Origin of the sequence: Fictibacillus phosphorivorans, from assembly GCF_001619875.1 — a bacterium.
Taxonomy (GTDB): domain Bacteria; phylum Bacillota; class Bacilli; order Bacillales; family Fictibacillaceae; genus Fictibacillus; species Fictibacillus phosphorivorans_B.
Genome location: NZ_LRFC01000023.1, coordinates 396,800 through 418,894, shown reverse-complemented (window position 1 = coordinate 418,894; position 22,095 = coordinate 396,800). Strand labels below are relative to the sequence as shown.

The window sequence follows — 22,095 nt, the reverse complement described above, 5'->3', positions numbered from 1 at the left end:
TTTTGCTTTTCGTTAATTATTAACATTGGGATTATGTCTCATACCTCAAATACCTTCCAAACACCGCCCGCTGTAATTTAGGGAGCAACGGCTTACTAGTTGGAACCGTAATGGTTATTCTGCTAGAACAGCTTTGGAAAAATGTTAAAAAAATAGTAAGACCCCATCCATATGGAAAGGGTCAATTTTATTTATTAGTCTTGTTTAATAGTAGAAACCTGCCATTCAACACCATATTTATCCTTAACTTGGCCGTATGAAGGGCTCCAGAATGTTTCTTGCAATGGCATTGTTACTTTACCATCCTGGGAAAGCTTTTCAAACACATTTTTTGCTTCTTCAACCGTATCAATATGAATCGCAATACTTACTTGATTTCCAAGACTGTAAGGCATCCCGGGAAACGTATCAGAAAGCATCATAACGGTATCCCCAACTTTAAACTGAGCGTTCATCACACGATCCTTTGCTTCGCTTGGAAGTGGATGATTCGGATCTTCTGGCATGTCTCCAAAGGTTTGCAGTGAAATCAGTTCAGCATTAAATGCATCTACGTAAAATTGGACTGCTTCTTTACCATTTCCGTTTGTTACTAAATATGGATTAACTGCTACAACCATTTTTTACACCTCGTCATCTTGTTTTTTGGATAGGGAACATTTGTTCGATTTCAATCATATCACGATTGGTTATTTGTGTCACTAAAATTTATATTTCTATTTTTAATTAGGTAATACCTGCTTTTCTATCATTATAAAAAAGAGAACCTTATAGGCTCTCCTTTGTTTTGTGATTATTATTTTAAGTCAATACTATAGATCCCAAATCCGTTTGCGTCTGTTTTGTTTAGATACTTAATCTTGCTCTCTGCACTTGTATACTTTTGACCATTTGGTGAAGAAGTAAATGTTACATTTACATCCCCATTAATCGGTGCAATCGACCAGTTGTTGTCTGCTGTTGGTGTTATTTCTTTCATCTCTGTGATGTAATCCATTAAGATCTGACGGTTTTCATCAGCTGAATCAACAACGTATTCACTGCCTTTAACGCCTGGGAAGTTTCCACCGCCGCCAGCTCGATAGTTGTTTGTGACGACAACAAAGTCTTGGTTAGGGTCCACCGCTTGTCCGTTGTATGTGAGACTTATAATCCGGCTACTGTTAGGATTGAGAACTGCACCGTTTTTATCATATTTAGCAGGCTTCGTTACGTCGATTTGATAATTAACCCCATCAATTACGTCAAAATTGTATGCTTGGAAGCCAGCATCTAATAGCTCTTGTTCTTCTGTTTTATTCGAATCGATAGTTTTGAATTTACCGGCAGACATTTCTAGCCATTCTTTTACGACAGATCCTTTTACTTTTAGAGCTTTTAGTGTGTTGTCGTATAAATAAAGATCTCCTGCGCTGCGAATTGTAAGTGGACCTTTTTCAATTTCAGTGTATTCACCAACACCGTTTCTTCCCGCTTTAAATGGTGCTCCTACAGAAAGAATTGGCAGGTCTTTGTATTCTGGTTTATTTAAAGAAATGTATTTTTCAACATACCACTTTTGTGCATTTGTCACTACTTGGACAGATGGATCATCTTGTACCAATGCAAAGAAGCTATAGATGTCATCTGTTGTTGTACCAATCGGTGTGTTTACATACTTGATCGTTGCTTCGTGAACATCTTTAACAGCCGAAACTACCTTTTCATCAGGTTTTGCATCTTTTGCGCTTCGTACAGAAGACTGAGATTCTACAACCTTCCAGCTGCCTTTTTCTTGTTGAAGAGTTAAGTCGATTAGTCCAAGTGAACCTCCGCCATATCCTGCTTGTACAGCTGGCACACCGTTAATCGTTCCCTTAGCATTATCTACTCCTGGAAGTACTTTACCACTAGCATCTTTAAATAAAGCATCTAATGATGTTTCATTTGCAGCTGGGAATATCTTATGCGTGTGTGAGAATGTAATAGCGCTGATTCCCTTTACTTTGCTAAGAGAATAGATCACATCTTCTGTATTTGCTTCACTGCTGTTAAAACCAGAGTGAGCTTGCGCAATAATAAGGTCTGCGCCTTTTTCCTTCATTTCAGGAACAAACTTTTCTGCACTTTCAATAATACTTTTTGTGATGACTTTACCGTCAAGGTGAGATTTATCCCACTCATTGATTTGCGGAGGTACAAATCCGATATAACCAATTTTTAGAAGTTTTGATCTGCCGTTTGCATCTTTAACCATTTTCTTTACTATTTTGTAAGGGGTGTATTTGTTAACGTCATTGTTTGGGTTATTATCATGATCATCCACGTACACATTTGCATTTACAAAAGGAAAATTGGCATCATCGTAGGTTTCATCTAAGAAATCTAAACCGTAGTTGAATTCATGGTTTCCAAGAGTTGCCATATCATATCCCATAAGGTTCATAGCTGCAATTGCAGGGTGAACTTCACCTTCTTTTAAAGGTTCAATTTTTGCTTTGTATGTTCCAAGCGGAGTCCCTTGAATTAAGTCTCCGTTGTCAACTAAGACAGCGTTTTCATTTTCATTACGGGCTTCTTTTACAAGTGTAGCTGTTTTTGCCAATCCAACGGTTTCTACAGCTGCATTTTTGTAATAATCGAAGTTAAGAAGATTTGTATGAATATCTGTTGTTTCCATAATTCTTAAGTTGACCTTGCTCTTATTTTGAGCAGGCATTTTTGCTATAACGTTTCCTGCTAAAGGTGAACTTAATAAACTTATTGCTAACGTAAGAGAAACTACTTTTTTATGATTGGTCTTCATTTCCTCAAACCCCTTTACAATAATTAAGACTGAAAAGTCATGTCCCAAAACATAATACCATGTGCTGTTTGTAGAAAGATAGAGAACATAGGGAGAAATTAGTTAATATTACATAAAATTAATAAGTATTAGTAAAAAAGATCTACTCCTCATAGTAATAAAATATAAACTTTTCATATATATATGGTATATTGTCGGAAAAGGAGTTGTTAATATGGCAAAATCTAGAGCTAGAAAATGTAGAGAAAAAATGTTACGTAAAGGTATGCGCAATCCACTGGCAAATCGAAGTGCATTTGCTACAGAAGAAATGTACAAAATGATGTCTACAAAAAAGACAAAGACTAAGAAAGAAATATTGAATCAAACTAAACATAAAAAGCGGCTATCATCGACTGAATACAGTGAGGATAACCGCTTTTTTGATTATACAGCTTGCTTTTGATTTTTTTGAATTTGAGAAACAACTACTTGTTTTGTTTTTGCATTGAACAGTAGATTCAACAAGATAGCCATTATGCTTCCAGCTACGATGCCGTTCTCTGTTAAAATTTGAACACTTTCTGGAAGTTTACTGAACAATTCTGGTTCCACCGTTACACCTAACCCCATACCGACTGAACACGCAATGATTAGAAGATTTTCTTGCTTTGCCAGATTTACCTCGCTAAGCATTTTGATGCCTGAAGCAAATACCATACCAAACATCGCAACCATTGCTCCGCCCATAACTGGTGTTGGTATTAGTGTTGTAAGTGCAGCAACTTTTGGAATTAAGCCAAGAAAAACTAACATACCGCCTGCAACATAGATCACTTGTTTCGTTTTTACTCCTGACAACTGGACAAGACCCACGTTTTGAGAGTACGTAGTATATGGAAAAGCATTAAAGATCCCACCAAGGATGATAGCAAGACCTTCCCCTCTATACCCTTTTGTTAAGTCTTTCGGTGTCAGGTTACGGTTGCATATTTTCCCTAAAGCCATAAACACACCAGTGGATTCAATCAAGCTTACGATAGCAACTAAGATCATTGTGATAATTGCGCCAATCTCAAAAGTTGGAACTCCAAAGTAAAATGGCTTTGGCATGTGAAGCCATGAAGCCTGCAAAACAGGGGTAAAATCTACTAATCCCATGAATGATGAGGCAACGGTTCCGCCAACGAGACCAATCAAGATGGATACAGATCGTATGAATCCTTTGGAAAAACGGTAAAGAAGCAAAATAAACCCGAGAACTCCAAATGAAAGGATGAGATTTTGCGGTGAACCAAAGTTCGCGCTCCCTGCTCCGCCTGCCATATCCTTTATCGCGACAGGAATCAATGTAATCCCGATAATGGTAACGACAGAACCCGTTACGATTGGAGGAAACAGCTTTAAGATTTTACCGAATGCTCCTGCAAAAATGACAACGAATAACCCTGCAGCTATAATCGCTCCATAAATAGCGCTCATTCCATATTGACTGCCAATTGCGATCATTGGTCCAACGGCAGTAAAGGTACAGCCTAATACGACAGGTAAACCAACACCAAAGAATCGGTTTTGCCAAACTTGCAGAAGTGTTGCTAATCCACAGGTTAAAAGATCAATTGCAACTAAGTAGGCTAGCTGTTCAGGTGATAGTTTAAGTGCACCGCCTACGATCAATGGAACGATCACTGCTCCAGCATACATTGCTAGAACATGTTGCATTCCTAGTGAGAATACTTTTCCTTTCTTCATGAGGACATCACCTCACTTTGGATAAAACTAATTCCGTTCGTACTCATCTCTTTCACTCTAGCGATAGATTCCACCCTGTACCCTTCTTCCTCTAGCTTTCGACGCCCCACTTGAAATGATTTTTCAATAACGATCCCAAAACCTGCAATATGAGCATCCGCTTTTGTTACAAGATCGGCAAGTCCGAGGGCCGCTTCTCCATGTGCTAAAAAATCATCAATGATTAGAACGTTATCCCCAGATTGAACGAATTTCTTTGAAACGGAAATTCCATTTTTTTCTTGCTTTGTAAAAGAATAGACCGTAGATGTCAGCAAATCTTCTGTTAATGTTAAAGATTTCTTTTTGCGAGCGAAAAGGACTGGTACTTTGAGTTCTAAACCTGCAAACACAGCAGGGGCAATCCCAGAAGATTCAATCGTGACTATCTTTGTTATTCCTTCTGATTGAAATCGGTTAGCTATTTCACGACCAATCTGCTGCATAAACTCAGGATCGATCTGATGATTTAAAAATGAGTCCACCTTCAGAACAGTTGATGACAAGACGACACCTTCATCACAGATTTTCTTTTCTAAAAAATTCATAAGTCCACCTCTTAGTTGATTTTTGCAAACAAAAAACCGGAGAACCGCTTCTCTCTGTTCGAGTGAAGCAATTCTCCGGTATAGAAAACGGAATAAAAATAACCCAATACACCCTTAAAGAAGGATGTTTGAAAAAGTTTGCGTCACTCGTAGTCAAACCCTTAACGGGGGTTTGGTAGAAACTTGCAGGCCATATCCCTGCGATTATACGAGCTTATGAAGTTAACTCAGATTATACGGGAAATAATGATAAAAGAAAACCCTAAATATACTTATTTCTCGTTTGAACGTTGTTTAATGGTTTCGTAAACTCTTTTCCCGATCAAAGCATAACCTTTTTCATTTGGGTGGAGCTTATCAGAGAAAAACGCTTGTTTCTTTTTGTTGATAAATAGATCGTCTGTGCGAATAAATGCTGTATTCTTTTGTTTTTTTGTAACTTCTATAGTAGATGTGTTCCAATGTAAAACGGCTTCGTTCACAACAGAACTATCACTCCATTTTACTTTTGGATTATAAATGCCAAGAATATAGATTGTCTTTGGTTTATCTTTATTTTGGATTTTTCGAATGATTTGTTTTAAATTTTCTTTATATATTTCCTCATTTGCAGCAAGCTCTTCTTTATTGAACTTTGTTAAGTGATTGGTGCTTTTTAAAAAGTCGTTTGTTCCAATGTTGATGAGGATAATATCTGATTTTTTTGCTGTATTAGCAATCTCAGGATTGTTTAATCGCTTCAGTAAATCGGAACTTGTATCGTTCGGCACTCCAAAATCGTGCACAACAAGTTGCTTATTTAAATCATCTTCATAACGCTTCTCTACATCTCCAATATAACCGTTGTCACTAGTGTCTCCTAAACCATATGCCAAAGAGTCCCCAAGAGCAGTTACTTCCATTTCCTCTGAATTAAATGCATACACTGCAAAACTAACGCCTAATAAAACCAATAAACTTAGTCCAATTATCAAAGTGCTTTTTCTTTTCATTCAACCACCGCTTTCAAGTTGATTATTCTAAGTATGTATCAGATGGAAATGCTTTAAGCTTCTTCTGCATCATTTTGTAATCATACCTGTTTTATAGATTTGTTAAACAAAAAAACAGCAGAATCAAATTCTCTGCTGTTTTTCATTGTTTATTTTTGTGAAATCAAATCTGCAACAAGAATATACCGTTCAGGTGACGCTCCAATAAAATCAAAAGGATAGCAAGTTGAAACCGTTAATGTTGCTTTTCGTTTTGGAACAATTACCGTTCGGTCATCTTTATCGACAATTCGAACCTTTTTTACCTTATACGTAAATGTTCCTGCTGATGTCTCAACGATCAAGAGATCACCTTTACCAACATCTCCAAGTTTACGGAAAACGGTATCACGATGTCCTGATAATACAGAATTATCATTCTCGCCTGGTAAGACACTTTTAGCGAAGTGGCCGACACCTTTTTCTAATTCTTCTTCATCTGTTCCGTGAAAAATAGGAAGAGATGCATCTAACTTAGGGATAATCAAATTACCTATATTGTCGCCTTCTCTAGGCCGCTCAGGATATAGATTATCTTTTTTAGGGACAACTTGCTTTTGTTCAACAGGCTTTTTTCCCTCTTTAGCTTCAATCTGTCCGGTTTTGAATATCAAATACCCTTTCATAAATGTAAAGACATTCGTACTGCTAAACCAAACGCCAAACAAGATAAAGGCAATGGATAATGTCAAAAGTACAATCCGAGATTTACTTCTCTTTTTCATTTAAAGTCCTTTTACTCTCGTTCGTCTAAATAGTAAAATCCCTGCAACTGCAAGTGCTAGTCCAAGTCCTGCGTTCCCTAAAGAGTTGGTAGCTGTTTTAGGAAGTTCTCCGCCTTTTACTGTTTTAACAGGAGGTTTGGCTTTGGTTGGAGATGCAGTAACAATTTCTTCTACTTCCTGTATATCTTTACCTGTCTCTTGGATAATTTCAGAACCAAACATATCTGCTGTTATACGGATATCTGCTAATAATTCACCTTGTAAGTTGTAGATTTCCATAATTAAGTCATTTCCATTTGTTGATTCCATCGTCATCAATGTGTTCAATGAGATGGGTTGCTTTTGTCCATCAACAACAAGGTAATATTTTGTTTCAATTTGTAAGAGCTGCTTCATTTCAGAGAAAATAGAAAGTAGTTCGGCAACTTGTTCAGCAGAAAGTTCCTCTGCAGTTTCGAAATCTTCAAATGCCATCATTCTTTCAGCAAGCAGCATCATTTGATCAAGGAAATCTGGATCTTCCCAATTTAGTGTTTCTAAATGAGCAAAAAGCTTTTCCATCTCTTCGTCTGTTAAATCAATCTGTGCAAAGAGATCAGCAATTTCTTCATCCATATAGTCATCGCCGTTTATATAAAAATCAACAGCCCACTCTAGATCTTCAATGTATTCATAGTTTTCTAATGAATCATCGTTTTCTTTTAACAATTCTTCAAGTTCCTCGATTGATTTTAAGTCGTAGTCCTTTAATAATTGCTGAAGGTTTTCGTCATTGATTGGAGTGCCTTCCCAGTCGTCACCGTTAATATAGTAGTCTACTGATGACTCGAGATCTTCAATGTATTCATAGTTATCACGTGAATCATCATTATCAGCTAGTAATGCATCCAGTTCATCGATAGACTTAAGGTTGTAGTCGTTTAATAGCTGTTGAAGATTTACATCGTTAATAGGTGTGCCGATTATAAAATCAATTTCTTCAAATAATTCTTCTTCAAAAATAACATACGTTCCTTCTAGAACATCTTCACCTTCTTCAAGAAGACCATAGTCAACCAAAAGTTCGTTAAGTTTTTCTCGACTTATGTCAAACTCTTTTAAAACAGCTCGGACACCTTCTTCTGATAAAGGTGTACCCAATTCATCGACAGAATCAAAATCTCTTAAAGGCCAATCTTTACTTTTTAAGTAAGCTTCGTAATCTTTTGCCGTCCAACCAATTTCTTGTAAGAAAGCTTTGTACTCTTTGTCATTTGCACTGATTGCAAACGCTGAAACTGGCAAAATACCAAAGCTAATCGATATAGCCAGTAATAAGGAAAATAACTTTTTCATCCTTGACCCCCAGAAAGTTGTTTTAAAATAATTTCTAGAAAATTATACTGCCAAATTCTTCTTTTGGATACAGGTTTTTTCTACCATTATTTTATTGTGTTTGAATAATGTTCCATCGCAATTTTTATATTAAAAATAATGCTTGGCAACAATAATGTTGATATTTCTTCATTGTAAAAATAACTAAGATTGTATACGATACTAGTAACTTCTTTTTATTTAGTTAAAAAATCTATGAGGTGAACAATGGGTAAACAAAAAAGGAAAAATGGTCATGTGAATTCAACCAAGAAAAGTTCGTCCCCTGTTTGGCTATTTTGGACGATTGGAATTGTAACGCTAGGATTAATCATCTTTCTGTTTAGTGGTGCACTTGATGATAAAGACTCTTCAGATACTAGCATCTCGTATGAAAATCAACCTTCCTTAGGCAGTGATGATGCGCCGGTTAATATTATAGAGTTTGGAGATTACAAGTGTCCCGTTTGTAAAAGTTTTAACGAGTCGTTTTTCCCGCTGATCGACCAAGAAATTATTCAAACAGGCAAAGCAAAATTCTACTTTTTGAATTATCCTTTTATTCATGTTGATTCAAAGAGATCTGCTCTATTTGGTGAGACAGTATACAAAGAATTAGGAAACGATACGTTTTGGAAGTTCCATAAGCTTCTCTATGAAAAGCAGCCAGAAGATCAAAGCCTTGAGCGTAAGGACATTTTTACAGAAAAATTCTTAGTTGAGACGCTAGGTGAAGTAACAACACAAGCTAACGTTAAGAAAGTCAGCGGGAAACTAGAAGACAGCGAAAGTAAAAAAGCGGTTGAAACGGATGAAGCTCTAGTTGGTGATCTAGGTGTAACGGGTACACCTACATTGTTTGTTAATGGTAAAAAATTTGAGGGTTCTTCCATTGAAGATCTAAAGAAAATGGTAGATGATGCAGCGAAGGAGAGTAAATAAAGGTGGTAAATAAACCTTTATTGATTGCCTGGTTAGCAGCAATCGTTTCAACAGTAGGAAGCCTGTTTTTTAGTGAAGTCCTAAAATTTGTTCCTTGTACATTCTGCTGGTACCAGCGCATTCTTATGTATCCGTTAGTCATCTTGCTTGGAGCAGCCTTTTATTATCAAGATCAAAAAATAACGCGCTACGTCCTGCCACTTTCCATACTTGGAATGTTGGTATCCGGTTATCATTATGCTTTACAAAAGATACCTGCTTTAAAAGCTTTTGAGATGTGCACGTCTGGTGTACCTTGTTCTGGTCAATATATTAACTGGCTAGGTTTTATTACGATACCGTTATTGGCCTTTTTTGGATTCACCGTGATTACGATTAGTATGTTATGGATGAAAAAGCAATCGAATTAATCGGTTGCTTTTTTTAATTGTTAGTGAGGATGTATGCTCTTAAAAGGATGTAGGTATTTGTCGAAATTTGAAGAAACGCCTATATTTCCTATAAATCGCTTAATTCCACATTAAAATAACCTAATTAAGAAGGTTAATCACTTTATTTAAGTTCTACCGCCCATAAAATCTTTAAGAGTCAAAAAAAGCAGACCCCTTTAAAGGATCTGCTTTTTCTATCTTTATACTATTATCCTAAATCTACGTTGTGATACACTTGCTGAACGTCTTCTAGATCTTCGAGTGCATCGATTAGTTTCTCAAACTGAGCTTGTACATCTTCTGGAAGCTCTACATCGTTTTGAGCAAGCATCGTAAGTTCCGCTACTGTAAATTCAGTAATATCTGCATTCTTGAATGCCTCTTGGACAGCATGGAATTGATCAGGCTCCGCGTATACGATGACTGAATCCTCTTCCTCGATCACGTCACGTACATCTAAATCTGCTCCCATTAGTAATTCCAATACTTCATCAGCTGACTTTCCTTCAAGACCAATTACAGCTGTTGCGTCAAACATGAATGAAACTGCTCCAGAGACACCCATATTTCCGTTATTCTTTTTAAATGCAGAACGCACCTCCGCCACAGTGCGGTTAACGTTATTTGTTAATGTGTCCACGATAATCATGGAACCATTAGGACCGAAACCTTCATAACGAAGCTCATCATAATTTTCGTCTGAACCGCCTTTTGCTTTTTCGATTGCGCGGTCAATAATAGCTTTTGGTACACTATATGTCTTTGCTCGTTCTAAAACAACTTTTAGATTTTGATTGGATTCTGGATCAGGTTCACCTTGCTTTGCTGCTACGTAGATTTCACGCCCAAACTTCGCATATACACGACTCGTATTTGCGTCCTTTGATGCTTTTTTCTCTTTGATGTTATTCCATTTACGTCCCATTTTGTTCACTCTCTTTCAACTTTGAATCTATGTAAAACATTATACCTTAAAGTCAGTGGTTTTTAGTAGCAGAATAGCCCAAGTGAAAGCAAGACCATAACAAAAAAGCACTGCTCTAAAAGTTACTGACATCGTTATACTCCATATTGGTATATTCGTTCTGGGCGACCTACCCCTCCGTAAGTAATATCTGCTCTTACTTTTTGTTCAGAAACCAGATACTCTAAATAACGTCTTGCTGTTGTTCTGCTTGCTCCGATCAACTGTCCAAGGTCGTCAGCAGTAAATCCTTTTTTATGATTACTCAACATGGTAAGGACTTTATCTAATGTAATCGGATCAATACCTTTTGGCAGAGATTGAGGAATTACTTCTGACTTTTCACGTTTAATAATGGAATCGATTACGTTCTGGTTCACTTCTTTATCCGCAGAGAGTTGATGTATAGACTTCTTATATTCACTAAAATGCAATAACGCATCTTTAAAACGTTGAAAGATTACAGGCTTAACAATATAATCAAAAATTCCATCATCAAGTGCGTGTTTTAATGTGTTCACTTCTGTTGCAGCGGTTACCATGATTACTTCCACTCCACGAAACTCACTTCTCATCCAGCGTAGTAGGTCTAACCCATTCATATCTGGAAAATAAATATCTAATAAAACTAAATCAGGTTGAAGGATGGCAATTTGCTCTTTGGCTTCTTCTTCAGTAAGAGCAACTCCACACACTGAAAACCCTTCTATTTTTTCTACAAATCTTCGATTGATCTCAGCAATTCGGATGTCGTCTTCTACGATAAATACTTCCCATGAATGCATGATGCTCTACCTCTATTCTTTCGGTATGATAACGGTAAACAAGGTGGTATCAGCTTTCGTTCTTTCATAAAAAAGTTCTCCGTTTAACAGTTCAACAGATTGTTTGATTAAATATAAGCCATAACCACGGTCATTCCCTTTTGTTGAAAATCCCTTTTGATATAGTTTATTAGCGATTGTATCTTGAATTCCTGCCCCTGTATCCTCAACTTCAAAAATGAGCTGGGTGCCATAATCAGAAAGACTAATCTTAACGGCTCTCTCGGTGTGTTTGTTCTCTACAGCTGCATCCATCGCATTGTCTATTAAGTTACCTATTATCGTGATTAATAGTTGTCTATCGATCTCAACCGGAATATCTTTAAAATGACTTGCAGGATCAATCGTTAGGTCAACTTGCAGCTCCTTAGAACGGTTAAACTTTCCGATCAAAAGCCCCCCGATATAAGGATCTGAAATCTGGTTCATGATTAATTGGGTAAAATGCTGATGTACATCCGATTCTTTTGTTATGATATCTAGTGCTTCTTGATAAGAACCCAACTGTATCAACCCAGATATTAAATATAATTTATTGGAAAATTCATGAGTTTGCGCTCTTAATCCTTCGCTATACCCTTTTACTTGAGCTAATTCTTCATTCAGCCGATAAAGTTCATTTCGGTTTCTAAAGGTCGCAACAGCACCCATAACTTTACCTTTATCATCCAATATCGGAACACGGTTAGCTACAACCTTTGTGTTACCTAATTTCATTTGTTCATCAAATTCACTTTTGCCTGAGGCGATCACATCTACTAATCTCGTGTTGGGAATGGACTGTAAGACATTGTTCCCAATAAGATTTTCGCTTTTTGTTTCTAACATCTGCAGAGCAGTTTGATTGGCAAGCGTAACATTTCCCTCGCGATTAACCGCGATCACTCCTTCTCTAATCGCTTCTAGGATTGCACTTTTTTCTTTGTATAATAATCCAATCTCGATGGGTTCTAATCCATGTGTTGCTCGTTTAACACCTTTTGCGATCAAAACAGACCCGAATACACCTAAAAGGAGTGTTAAAATACCAATCAACAGAATCTTCAATTTGTACGGCCACATATCTTCATTAATACGATCAGTTAAGTACCCAACAGACACCAATCCTATTATTTTACCTTCACTGTTAATAATCGGTGATTTCCCCCTAACGGCAGGACCGAGCGAACCAGTGGCTTCAGTAATACTCGGTTTACCTAATAAGGCTGACTTATTATCTCCGCCTACCATCTTTTTACCGATTCTTTCACTTACAGGATGGGAATACCTGATTCCTTCTTTGTTCCCAACTACAACATAATGAGCTCCTGTTTTTTTTCTGATTTGCTCCGCGTATGGCTGAATCCTTTCTGGTGGGTTTTCTGTTTCGAATGCATCAATAACCAATGGATTATTACTAACGGCATATGAAACACTAAGCGCCTTTTCACCAATCTGCTTCTTCATCGTATCTTCAAACATCACTTGAAAAATAACCGCTAAAATGGTGATTACGATAAAGATAAGGGAACAGCTGATGACGATTAATTTTGTTTGCAGTTTCATAGTTTCCCTCCATAAAAATCGAAAAGACTTTCCTAAATAGAAAGTCTTCTCTTTCACTCTTCTTTTATCCTTCAACGTTTATCACAACATTTTTTCCTTTTAATCGTAGAATGAAAGGAACTAAAATCCATAATACAGAGCATATGATAAAAAATGCCGAAATCGGATGTTCAATAAATATAAAAAAGTCACCGTTAGAAGTCGTTAAGGCGCGGCGCATATTGTTTTCGATCATTGGGCCTAAAACAAGACCAAGGACTAGAGGTGCAAGCGGATAATCATTTTGTGCTAATAAATATCCTGCTAGACCAAAACCAATTAATAGAAACAGATCAAATGTCGTAACTTGCACAGCATAGACTCCAAAAACGGATATGGCAATAATAATGGGCAATAAAAATTTCTGTGGGGTTTCAATAATTTTTGCAAAGACTTTTACCAGCGGCATATTTAAAATGAGAAGCATCAAGTTTCCGATAAACATTGATGCGATTAATCCCCAAGCAACATCCGGATGATCGCTGAATAATAAAGGTCCTGGCTGAACATTGTACATGATTAGTGCACCCATTAAGATTGCCGTAGTTCCAGACCCTGGAATACCAAGAGTTAAGAGCGGAATCATAGCTCCTCCAGAAGCGGCATTGTTGGCAGACTCAGGGGCTGCTACACCTTCAATGGCTCCCTTTCCGAATTTCTCCGGGTTTTTACTTAACTTTTTCTCAGCAATATAGGAAAAGAAGGAAGCCAAAGTTGCGCCTGCTCCAGGCAAGACACCTATAAAAAATCCTAAGAAGGATCCGCGTGCGATCGGAGCTGCACTTTCCTTGAGATCGGATTTTGTTGGAAGAACTCTACCTACTTTAGCAACTTTTTCACCATCCTCTTCTTTATGAAGGATGGTCTTAAATACCTCACCTAACGCAAATAAACCTACAGCAACGGTTAAGAATTCAAGTCCCCCAAAAAGAACAGGGATATCATATGTGAATCGAGCGACACCTGAAACAGCATCGATGCCGATTGTTGCGAGTAAAAGCCCTGTTACCGTCATCATCCAAGCTTTTGTGATCGACCCGCCAGCAAGACCGCTAACAGCAGCTAGTCCTAAAAGCATTAAAGAAAAGTATTCTGCAGGTCCAAACTTTAAGGCCATTTCCGATAGCGGATCTGCAAGTAACACTAACCCTATAATGGATACAATACCCGCAAAGAAAGAACCGATTGCAGCAATGGACAAGGCTGCACCTGCTCTGCCTTGCTTTGCCATTTGATAGCCATCAAGTGTTGTTACTACTGATGAAGATTCACCAGGTGTGTTTAACAAGATGGACGTAGTTGATCCGCCATACATCGCACCGTAATAAACACCTGCTAAAAGGATAATTGAACTGGTTGCTGCTGCAGAAGGGTCCATTCCGCTAGTAAGTGTGGCAGTAACGGGAATCAGAAGGGCAACCCCGCTCATCGGACCGATGCCAGGCAGCACGCCGACAGCCGTTCCAATTAAAACGCCAATAAAAGCGAAAAATAAATTCTGTGGCTGTATCGCTGTTTGAAATCCTTGCATTAAAAAATCCATTACACCCATAATTCTTCCTCCTAACTAAACCATATTGGCTGACCAGGCAAAGAGCCTTTTAACACCACTACAAACAAATAATAGACACATAAGGAAAACCCAGCAGCGACGCATCCGTTTTTTATCCAGCTGTTTTTATCCATGGCTTGAAAAGAAACGAACAAGAACACAAAAGTACTGATTATGTAACCTAAGTACTCAATACATGCTGCGTACAACAAGCTTGCGATTAAGATGATTACAAACCTTTTGATTTGTAATCCGCTCTGTTCTTTCTGATCTTCCTTAATGTTTTTAAAGGATTCAATAAAAAGCTTTACACTTAGTAAAATAAGAATAAGTCCCAAAAGAAAAGGAAAAACATTTGGTCCAACTTCACTGCCATAGGCACTATCTGCTATGTTGCGGCTTTCAAATAGAAAGGCCGCTCCAAGTAATGCAAATAAGACACTCGCATACCGATCAAATCTCCCAGTCTGCATTCGACTAGCCTCCTTTATTACTCCTGGATATTTGAAAAAGATGGAGAAGTAGCTATTACTCCTCCATCGCCATAATTATTTATTCATTCCTAGTGATTTTAAAAGATCATTAACTTGTTTTTCCTGATCTTTTAAGAAAGTCTCGAATTCTTTACCGTTTTTAAACTCCGATTCCCAGCCATTGCGTTCAAGTTCGGCTTGCCATTCTTTACTCTCATTTAATTTCTTTAACGTTTTATCCCAATATGATTTTGCACTGTCAGACATTTCTTTTGGGCCGAAAACACCTCTCCAGATCGTGAATTCTGCATCAATTCCTTCTTCTTTAAATGTAGGGATATCTGCTAAATCTCCTTTTAATCTCTCTGTTGAAGAAATACCAAGAACTTTTACTTTTCCTGCTTTTAAGTATTCACCAACGGCAGATGCGTCTGTAGCGATATAATCTGCGTTGCCGCCTAATAAAGCTGCAATTGCTTCCCCACCGCCATCGTAAGAAACATATTTCACGCTTTTTGGATCAATGTCTGATTTAAATGCAGGCAACACAGCTACAAGATGGTCCATTGAGCCTGGAGCAGATCCTCCAGCAGCTGTTACTGATTTAGGATCTTTTTTTACAGCTTCCATTAATTCTTTTAGATTGTTATATTTTGAATCTGCCTTAACAACGATTGCTCCGAAGTCTTTTGTTAATTGAGCAAGTGGTGTTGTATCCTGATAGCCATAAGGGCTGTTGCCTTCTTTTTTTAGATGATTGATTAAGATTGGGGGCGAATTCACATAAAGCTTATAGTCGTCTTTCTTGTGCTGTGTTGCAAATTCTGCTAAATAAACAGCTCCACCCCCACCAGGCTTGTTTTCAACCGTCATCGTTTGATCGACTAACTTTGATTCGCCAAGCACTTTAGTTAAAGCTCGAGCGGTTAAGTCCCATCCACCTCCTGCACCCGATGGAGCAACAACTGTTATTGCTTTTTTCGGGTAATCAGAAGCTCCTTCATTCGTTCCGCCTGATCCAGAAGTGCTGCAAGCGGTAAGTGATGTTAACAGTACTCCAGCTGCGATCCAACTTTTCCATTTGCCTTTTTTCAATTTCGTATCCCCCTTATTATGATAGCGCTTTCATTAATCTTTTCATTATCCTATCATGTACAACTGGAAATGGAAGTTTAAGAACATAAAGAGCATTTTGTTCATAATGTTCACGCAAAAAGACCACTGGAATGATGATCCAGTGGTCCTATCAATTAGGAGGTTATCGATTTGAATTGTTAATATTTCTTCCGTAAAAAATTTCGTCCATCTCAGCTTTTAACAGCTTTGTTATATGCTCTTGACTGTCACGATCCAAAGCATCTTTTGTATAACCGAATAAATAATTGTTTAACTCAAATTCTTTTAGTCTGCATTTCGTATGAAATATATTTTCTTGATAGATGTTCGTATCAATCATCGCATACGTATTTTTAATATCCTCAGAAAGATAATTTTGGATAGAATTTATATCATGATCGATAAACAGCTTTTGCCCCTTAATATCCCTTGTAAAACCTCTAACTCTATAATCCATCGTTACAATATCCATATCAAATGAGTTGATTAGATGATTCAATGCTTTAAGAGGTGAGATTTCTCCACAAGTTGAAACATCAATATCTGCTCGAAACGTACTGATCCCCTCTTCTGGATGAAACTCAGGATATGTATGTACGGTCAGGTGACTCTTATCGAGCTGCATAACAACAGATTCTGGCATTGCTGTTGTATTCTCATCAAACGTATCAGTAGGCACCTCTACAATCGGTCCTTCAGAAACGAGTACGGTTACACTTGCCCCTTGAGGCACATAATCTTGTTTTGCAACGTTTAAAACATGCGCTCCAATGGTATCTGACACAGTCTGTAATATATTAGTGAGCCTTTCAGCATTGTATTGTTCATCAATATATTCAATATAAGCTTCTCTTTCTTCTCTTGTTTTCGTATAGCAGACATCATACAAGTTAAAACTGAGTGATTTTGTAAGATTATTGAATCCGTGTAAAGTAATACGTTGATCTGGTGAAATAGACATATAATTTGATTCCCCTTATGATTAGACGTTCATGAGTCCGGATTTGTGATGTAAATATATCTATATTACCCATTTATCTGATATAAAAAACGAAGAACTCATTCGTGTTATTTAAGAGGGATTATTAAAGGCTTTGTTAAGTTAATTCGTATATATTCACGACCATTGATTTTACATTAGCTGCAAAAATCTCGATACAAAAAAACTCTTAAAAACAGTCAACTGCCTTTAAGAGTTATTTCAAACTTATGCTTTTTCTATTTTTCCCACTGGTACAGCCTTCTGTTTCATCAGTGGAAGCATCGTTAAAATACCGAGCGCAAACAAGAGTGCTGCTGCCTCAAACATGATGACAAGTGATAGCGTCTCTTTTAACCAACCGCTTATGGACATCGTTAAAACCATAGCTCCCATGAATAATGGGTTCAATATTCCATTTACGCGTCCAATAAAATTTGATTCGGTATTTTGTAAAATAAGTGTATTGATGCCGATATGCACACAAGGCATGAATAAACCACTTAAGAATTCTGCAGTTAGCGTTAACCAAAATTGTTCAGAAACCCCCATGATCATAAACCCGACTGCACTTGCCCCCATTCCTAGAGACAAAAGCAATTGGGGCTTTACTTTGCCTGCAATTCCGATCGTCACACCTCCGCCTAAGATCATCCCTGTACCAAAAGCAGCCATGAGCCATTGCAGCTGTTCTTTTGGAAGTCCCAGTTGTTCTGTTACTAAGAACACAGTAAGCGGTTGTGTTAATCCTAAAGCTAATCCTGCAACTGCAAAACATGCTCCGAGTAAAGTTAATGATCGTCTAGTGAGGACATAACTGAAACCCTCTTTCATCTCTAGCCAGATAGAAGGTTTAACCTCTTTCTTTTCTACTTCCTCATCTGGTGGCAATAATAAGAGAATAACGGCTGACAGAACAAAAGCTACACCCATGATAGCAATCGCTGCATTTATACCAAATTGCTGGTAAACGTAAGTGCCTAAAATAGGACCGAGAATCATAAATACGGCGAAGAGTGTCTGATACATTGACATCCCGAGCTGTACCATTTCTTCAGGCACATGAATTTTAAATAATTTCATTCCTGAAGGCTGTGAAAACTGAGAAAGGATCGAGGAAACGAGCGTTGCAAAAAAGATCACTTTCCAGCTTCCAAATAAAAGTGTTAATAAAACGACAAAGATTGAGACTGCACTTAGTAAATCACACCAAATCATTGTCTTCTTCGGTTTCCATCTGTCTGCAAAGGTTCCACCAATAAAAGAAAACAAAAAGATCGGAGCAAATTCTGCGACTGATATTAATGAAACTGCAATTGGATTTTCGTTTGTTTTTTCGATAACGTACAAAAGAATGGAGTAGTTACGTACCCAGATACCTATCTGTAAAAAAAATACCGAAAAGAGAATGGTTCTTATTACCCTGTTTTGAAAAAGCATACCCATCGAGATTTTGGGTTTATGTTGTTCCTGTTCCACTGAAAAAAATCCTCCTTATTAATGAGCGGCTACTTCCACTCACCAAACCAATGTCTCCATTTACTTAAGATGCTCTCTTTTAATGAGGGAGAGTTTATACCTTTTTGTTTCTTAAATTCATTATAACTGGCAAACCCGATTAGCAAGATCCCAGTTAATAACAAGTACACCCACCAAGGCATATTGTCCCAATATGGTCGAGTTTGAATCAAAACATTTAATAAAAGAATGATCAAACCTGTAAAGAAATAGCTCTTCTGTTTAGAGGTGAATCCATAAATAATACTTATAAACGATAAGGTACCGAGGATGATAGCGTCCATAACTTGATAGCTTTGAATGGCATCAATCATCAAAGAAATCCCGACTATACCCAATATCATGTATTGAATCAAATGAGCGTACTTCTCATGGACATTCCATGTTTTTCTTGTAATCACATAACTTAAAGAAATCCAAGGCAATACGTTAAGCTCCGTTTGAATAATAGCCGGTATATCAAACTGGTTGATAAACGAATAATAAGCGAAAAGTACAAAGAAACTTGAAAACGTTTGAAGTATTCTTTTACCAAGCAATGAATCTCTTAATCGTCTGGACTGAAAATAGAAAAGTACAGCAAGTATGACATGGCCAAGCGTTGTAAGAAGGTCTTCAGAACGGCTCAGTCCTGTTAATACATAAATAATCCCGTATATTGCAAAAAAGTCAAGTTGAACAAATGGAGTCTTGAAATATAACTGTTTAAAATAATACTTGCCTGAGATTGTAATGATTAATCCTGCCGTAAACCAAATCAGTGAATAAAGTTCATGAGGGATTCTGTTAAACATTAACCATTGATCCAGATCAATCATCAAGTACCCCAGTACAATAACAGAAGCGTAACTCCAGTAGCTTTTTAATGACTGATAAAAAAGTATAAAACCTATTGCTGTTGCAGTATGCAATAGTAGATCTAAATTACTCAAACCACGGCTTGTTATATACTCTCCAAGGAAAAACAGTGAAAAAGGAACAATATAGAACTGCAAACGCCGCTTCCATTCTCTAGTGAGCAAGAAGTAAAGACCGACTAGAAGAGTGCTGTAAATCACTGGTCCTTCGTTAGATAGCATTTCTTTAATAGCATAGTGAAAAGCGATAGCTAGAAGTGTTAAGCCTGCGTAAAAACTAAATCTTATTTCATATTCTTTTTGAGCACGGTACATTTGAATACCATATAGAAAACCAATAAGAACATATGAAAGAGGTGCTGAAGTGATTGTTAACCCATACAGAAACGTTAATAAGATAACTAGATGTGACACTGCTTTTATTGGATATTCACTTCTGTGATCTATTCGCTGAAATACTTCCTCACTCACATACAAAATGTAGGCAATTACGATATAAACGTAAATGCTAGTTTCATTTGCTAAATCAAGACCAAAGAGAGCTGCCGTATAATTCAATGCAAAGAACAATCCAATTTGAATGCCTGCATATCCCCATATGAAAGTAAAGTGCTGGGTGGCAAACCATAATACGACCATAAGGAGTAATGATGATAACAGTTTAACCCACGTAAAATCCCCTGCAAGAGATGCAGTCGTAAAATTTAATATTGACGTAAAAGCAACTGTTGCAATAAATGCATCAGAAAGTTGTTTTTGCTTTTTTTGCCAAATATAGACCCCTAATAATACCATACTTCCAATTGTCAGTGAGAGTGATAATTTAGGTTCCGATAAAAGCTTCATTCCTAAAAAGAAAATCGAAAAAAATACAAATGCAGGAACAAGCCAGGCTGAGATTCTTTTTTCATATCCAGTGCTGTTTAAGAAATGACGTACAGAGATCAAGGATAGTATAATTGAAACAACACTTGCTTGCCCAAAATTATCAGTTATTGAGGTTAATAGAAAGCTTATTAGTAGTCCTCCACCACCTACAAAAAGGCTAGATCTTTTCAAAGGCGTTAAAAACTGACCTATTGTATAGGAGAGTGCTGCGGAGATTCCAATAGCCATGCTCCAATAATCTTCATACCCACTACCTATCAAATGATATACCTCCATAAATGCACATAGAAGGTAAAAAGGAGCTAAATAGTTAAAAAACAAAAATGTTGAGTTGTAGCATAAATAGATAAAGTTGCCAGCTAGAACAAAATAGCCCAATAGAAGCCATACACTACCTTCTCCCACAGATAATAAGACTCCCTCAAAGGTGATATATAAGAATGCAAGTATGGATATGGAACCGTTTGCTAGTTGATAATACGTTTTTAACTTGTGATCTGAGAATTTACCAACGAGTAACAGAACTAGCGGGACCATTACGATTAGGAGTAAACGATATTCTATCAAAATAGAACTCTGTATCAGTTGATATAACCCATACGTAATAAATCCAATAAACAATAGCTCATATTCTTTTCTTTGATTAACCATTCGCATCGCTAAATACAGAACAGCAGTTAAAATAATGTTGAAACTTTGGTAAAGTTGGTTTTCAAAGATTATAAGAATGAGAACAGTTGAAAGAATAAGATTCACCTGTATAAACACAGGCAATGTCTTTAAAAATATATTTTGGTTTTTCTCTTTTCTTATGTGATATAAAGCAATAAACCCTGCATTCCCTAATGCATAGATAAAGTAAAAAGCTTCCTTTGTCAGACCAAATGACAATATGAAATACGCATAACCGATTGCACTTGCAATAAAAGTCAGCCAGATAAATAGTTTTGACTGAAAGTAGGTACCGAACCAAAAATAAATAGGAATGCAGACCGCCGTTGATAGAACTCCTAAAACATATCTTCCCTCACCGTAAAAACTTAGCCATTCACCAAATAATTGAAAATAACCTGCTGAAAGAACAGTAATGGGAATGAATAATGCAAACAAAACAAAAAATGTAAAAGCTGTTTTTCTTATTTGCAGTACTTTCTCAGAAAGAACCCCTAAGCCTCCAAATAAAATAGCGATACCGCCTACAAGCATCGTTTTAGTTAATGAACTAAACACATCCCAATTGCTAGTGGCAAGTGTTAATCCTCCAAGTAAAAGAAGGATTACGCCAGCTGTCATGAGTGTTGTAATATTTTTCTCCCTTCTTTGTTCAGGTGTGATTTCGATTTTCGTTTTTGGTGCTGTTATAGGTTTTGCAAGTTTAGGTTCACGCTCAGGTTTTGGTTCAGATATTGGTACTGCATTTAATGCTTCTCTTATTAACATGGTTTCTTCTTGTATTTCCTTTTTCTGAAGATCATCCCTGTATCTGTAATAGCCATCAAGAATGTTTAAATAATCTTTCTTTTTTATATAACCTCCGTCTTTTAACTCGTTTAGATCTTTTATAAATCTGGTTTGGTTCAAAGTTAAACCCCCTAGACTACCCCTTTTATGGAATGTATGTATTAAAAAGAAAAGAGATAACATCCTGTTACCTCTTTTCGTTGACACAATATAACAGTAATAATTTTACATTAATTCCAGTTTGGTGTCACTCCACACAGTTGAAGTTTATGAATTGACAAAGATATGTTCATA

Annotated in this window: 19 protein-coding genes and 1 riboswitch; of the genes, 3 read left to right on the top strand and 16 right to left on the bottom strand. The window is 37.0% G+C overall.

Translation table 11 applies throughout. From position 1 onward, the window contains the following. Positions 1-194: 194 nt before the first annotated feature. On the bottom strand, positions 195-620 hold the full coding sequence (locus AWM68_RS11535; RefSeq protein WP_066241549.1) for a VOC family protein: 426 nt from the start codon (positions 618-620) through the stop codon (positions 195-197). Positions 621-796: 176 nt separating this feature from the next. Then, entirely contained in the window at positions 797-2,785 is a 1,989-nt protein-coding gene (locus AWM68_RS11530) for a bifunctional 2',3'-cyclic-nucleotide 2'-phosphodiesterase/3'-nucleotidase (RefSeq protein WP_066241547.1), read from the bottom strand. A 214-nt stretch (positions 2,786-2,999) separates the two neighbouring features. On the opposite strand from AWM68_RS11530, the gene AWM68_RS11525 reads away from it, so the two are divergent. Next, on the top strand, positions 3,000-3,230 hold the full coding sequence (locus AWM68_RS11525; RefSeq protein ID WP_066241544.1) for a hypothetical protein: 231 nt from the start codon (positions 3,000-3,002) through the stop codon (positions 3,228-3,230). On the opposite strand, the gene AWM68_RS11520 is transcribed toward AWM68_RS11525, so the two are convergent. The 5 genes from AWM68_RS11520 to AWM68_RS11500 form a co-directional block, all read right to left on the bottom strand. After that, positions 3,212-4,516 (bottom strand): nucleobase:cation symporter-2 family protein, encoded by a 1,305-nt coding sequence (locus AWM68_RS11520; RefSeq protein WP_066241540.1) that lies wholly within the window; start codon positions 4,514-4,516, stop codon positions 3,212-3,214. The two genes, AWM68_RS11525 and AWM68_RS11520, sit on opposite strands and share 19 nt — an antisense overlap. Then, complete coding sequence (locus AWM68_RS11515) at positions 4,513-5,103, bottom strand: xanthine phosphoribosyltransferase (protein WP_066241537.1); 591 nt, start codon at positions 5,101-5,103, stop codon at positions 4,513-4,515. Before AWM68_RS11515 ends, AWM68_RS11520 begins: the two co-directional genes overlap by 4 nt. Before the next feature lie 130 nt (positions 5,104-5,233). Continuing rightward, a riboswitch (purine riboswitch) is annotated at positions 5,234-5,335 on the bottom strand. Between the two features lie 40 nt (positions 5,336-5,375). Next, positions 5,376-6,095 carry a GDSL-type esterase/lipase family protein gene (locus AWM68_RS11510; protein ID WP_066241534.1) on the bottom strand — a complete coding sequence of 240 codons (720 nt, stop codon included), beginning with the start codon at positions 6,093-6,095 and terminating at the stop codon, positions 5,376-5,378. A gap of 149 nt (positions 6,096-6,244) precedes the next feature. Beyond that, on the bottom strand, positions 6,245-6,859 hold the full coding sequence (locus AWM68_RS11505; protein WP_066241532.1) for a class D sortase: 615 nt from the start codon (positions 6,857-6,859) through the stop codon (positions 6,245-6,247). Next, positions 6,860-8,194 (bottom strand): processed acidic surface protein, encoded by a 1,335-nt coding sequence (locus tag AWM68_RS11500; RefSeq protein ID WP_066241529.1) that lies wholly within the window; start codon positions 8,192-8,194, stop codon positions 6,860-6,862. A 246-nt stretch (positions 8,195-8,440) separates the two neighbouring features. Here AWM68_RS11500 and AWM68_RS11495 point away from each other — a divergent pair, with 246 nt between their 5' ends. Beyond that, positions 8,441-9,154, top strand: coding sequence for a DsbA family protein (locus AWM68_RS11495; protein ID WP_066241525.1), 714 nt, complete (start codon positions 8,441-8,443; stop codon positions 9,152-9,154). A gap of 2 nt (positions 9,155-9,156) precedes the next feature. Beyond that, the gene (locus AWM68_RS11490; protein WP_066241523.1) at positions 9,157-9,564 is read left to right on the top strand and encodes a disulfide oxidoreductase; all 408 of its coding nucleotides are present in this window, start codon (positions 9,157-9,159) and stop codon (positions 9,562-9,564) included. A 229-nt stretch (positions 9,565-9,793) separates the two neighbouring features. Here AWM68_RS11490 and AWM68_RS11485 read toward each other — a convergent pair whose 3' ends face one another. The 9 genes from AWM68_RS11485 to AWM68_RS11445 all read right to left on the bottom strand — a co-directional run bounded on the left by AWM68_RS11485 (position 9,794) and on the right by AWM68_RS11445 (position 21,921). Then, the gene (locus AWM68_RS11485; protein WP_066241521.1) at positions 9,794-10,510 is read right to left on the bottom strand and encodes a YebC/PmpR family DNA-binding transcriptional regulator; all 717 of its coding nucleotides are present in this window, start codon (positions 10,508-10,510) and stop codon (positions 9,794-9,796) included. Between the two features lie 134 nt (positions 10,511-10,644). Continuing rightward, positions 10,645-11,334 (bottom strand): response regulator, encoded by a 690-nt coding sequence (locus tag AWM68_RS11480; RefSeq protein WP_066241520.1) that lies wholly within the window; start codon positions 11,332-11,334, stop codon positions 10,645-10,647. Positions 11,335-11,346: 12 nt separating this feature from the next. Continuing rightward, positions 11,347-12,918 (bottom strand): ATP-binding protein, encoded by a 1,572-nt coding sequence (locus AWM68_RS11475; RefSeq protein ID WP_066241517.1) that lies wholly within the window; start codon positions 12,916-12,918, stop codon positions 11,347-11,349. 64 nt (positions 12,919-12,982) lie between these two features. Then, entirely contained in the window at positions 12,983-14,509 is a 1,527-nt protein-coding gene (locus tag AWM68_RS11470; RefSeq protein ID WP_066241514.1) for a tripartite tricarboxylate transporter permease, read from the bottom strand. A gap of 11 nt (positions 14,510-14,520) precedes the next feature. After that, positions 14,521-14,982 carry a tripartite tricarboxylate transporter TctB family protein gene (locus AWM68_RS11465; protein WP_066241511.1) on the bottom strand — a complete coding sequence of 154 codons (462 nt, stop codon included), beginning with the start codon at positions 14,980-14,982 and terminating at the stop codon, positions 14,521-14,523. Between the two features lie 75 nt (positions 14,983-15,057). After that, entirely contained in the window at positions 15,058-16,077 is a 1,020-nt protein-coding gene (locus AWM68_RS11460; protein WP_066241509.1) for a Bug family tripartite tricarboxylate transporter substrate binding protein, read from the bottom strand. Positions 16,078-16,240: 163 nt separating this feature from the next. Continuing rightward, the gene (gene speD, locus AWM68_RS11455) at positions 16,241-17,059 is read right to left on the bottom strand and encodes an adenosylmethionine decarboxylase (protein WP_066241507.1); all 819 of its coding nucleotides are present in this window, start codon (positions 17,057-17,059) and stop codon (positions 16,241-16,243) included. Between the two features lie 246 nt (positions 17,060-17,305). Continuing rightward, a complete protein-coding gene (locus AWM68_RS11450) occupies positions 17,306-18,523 on the bottom strand; it encodes an MFS transporter (protein WP_066242463.1) in 1,218 nt (405 codons plus the stop codon). 62 nt (positions 18,524-18,585) lie between these two features. After that, on the bottom strand, positions 18,586-21,921 hold the full coding sequence (locus AWM68_RS11445; RefSeq protein ID WP_066241505.1) for a hypothetical protein: 3,336 nt from the start codon (positions 21,919-21,921) through the stop codon (positions 18,586-18,588). Positions 21,922-22,095: the final 174 nt, after the last annotated feature.

Coding starts and splice junctions, on each gene's coding strand:
- AWM68_RS11535 (WP_066241549.1), bottom strand. CDS start 620: ATGGTTGTAGCAGTTAATCCATATTTAGTAACAAACGGAAATGGTAAA.
- AWM68_RS11530 (WP_066241547.1), bottom strand. CDS start 2,785: ATGAAGACCAATCATAAAAAAGTAGTTTCTCTTACGTTAGCAATAAGT.
- AWM68_RS11525 (WP_066241544.1), top strand. CDS start 3,000: ATGGCAAAATCTAGAGCTAGAAAATGTAGAGAAAAAATGTTACGTAAA.
- AWM68_RS11520 (WP_066241540.1), bottom strand. CDS start 4,516: ATGAAGAAAGGAAAAGTATTCTCACTAGGAATGCAACATGTTCTAGCA.
- AWM68_RS11515 (WP_066241537.1), bottom strand. CDS start 5,103: ATGAATTTTTTAGAAAAGAAAATCTGTGATGAAGGTGTCGTCTTGTCA.
- AWM68_RS11510 (WP_066241534.1), bottom strand. CDS start 6,095: ATGAAAAGAAAAAGCACTTTGATAATTGGACTAAGTTTATTGGTTTTA.
- AWM68_RS11505 (WP_066241532.1), bottom strand. CDS start 6,859: ATGAAAAAGAGAAGTAAATCTCGGATTGTACTTTTGACATTATCCATT.
- AWM68_RS11500 (WP_066241529.1), bottom strand. CDS start 8,194: ATGAAAAAGTTATTTTCCTTATTACTGGCTATATCGATTAGCTTTGGT.
- AWM68_RS11495 (WP_066241525.1), top strand. CDS start 8,441: ATGGGTAAACAAAAAAGGAAAAATGGTCATGTGAATTCAACCAAGAAA.
- AWM68_RS11485 (WP_066241521.1), bottom strand. CDS start 10,510: ATGGGACGTAAATGGAATAACATCAAAGAGAAAAAAGCATCAAAGGAC.
- AWM68_RS11480 (WP_066241520.1), bottom strand. CDS start 11,334: ATGCATTCATGGGAAGTATTTATCGTAGAAGACGACATCCGAATTGCT.
- AWM68_RS11475 (WP_066241517.1), bottom strand. CDS start 12,918: ATGAAACTGCAAACAAAATTAATCGTCATCAGCTGTTCCCTTATCTTT.
- AWM68_RS11470 (WP_066241514.1), bottom strand. CDS start 14,509: ATGGGTGTAATGGATTTTTTAATGCAAGGATTTCAAACAGCGATACAG.
- AWM68_RS11465 (WP_066241511.1), bottom strand. CDS start 14,982: ATGCAGACTGGGAGATTTGATCGGTATGCGAGTGTCTTATTTGCATTA.
- speD (WP_066241507.1), bottom strand. CDS start 17,059: ATGTCTATTTCACCAGATCAACGTATTACTTTACACGGATTCAATAAT.
- AWM68_RS11450 (WP_066242463.1), bottom strand. CDS start 18,523: ATGGGTATGCTTTTTCAAAACAGGGTAATAAGAACCATTCTCTTTTCG.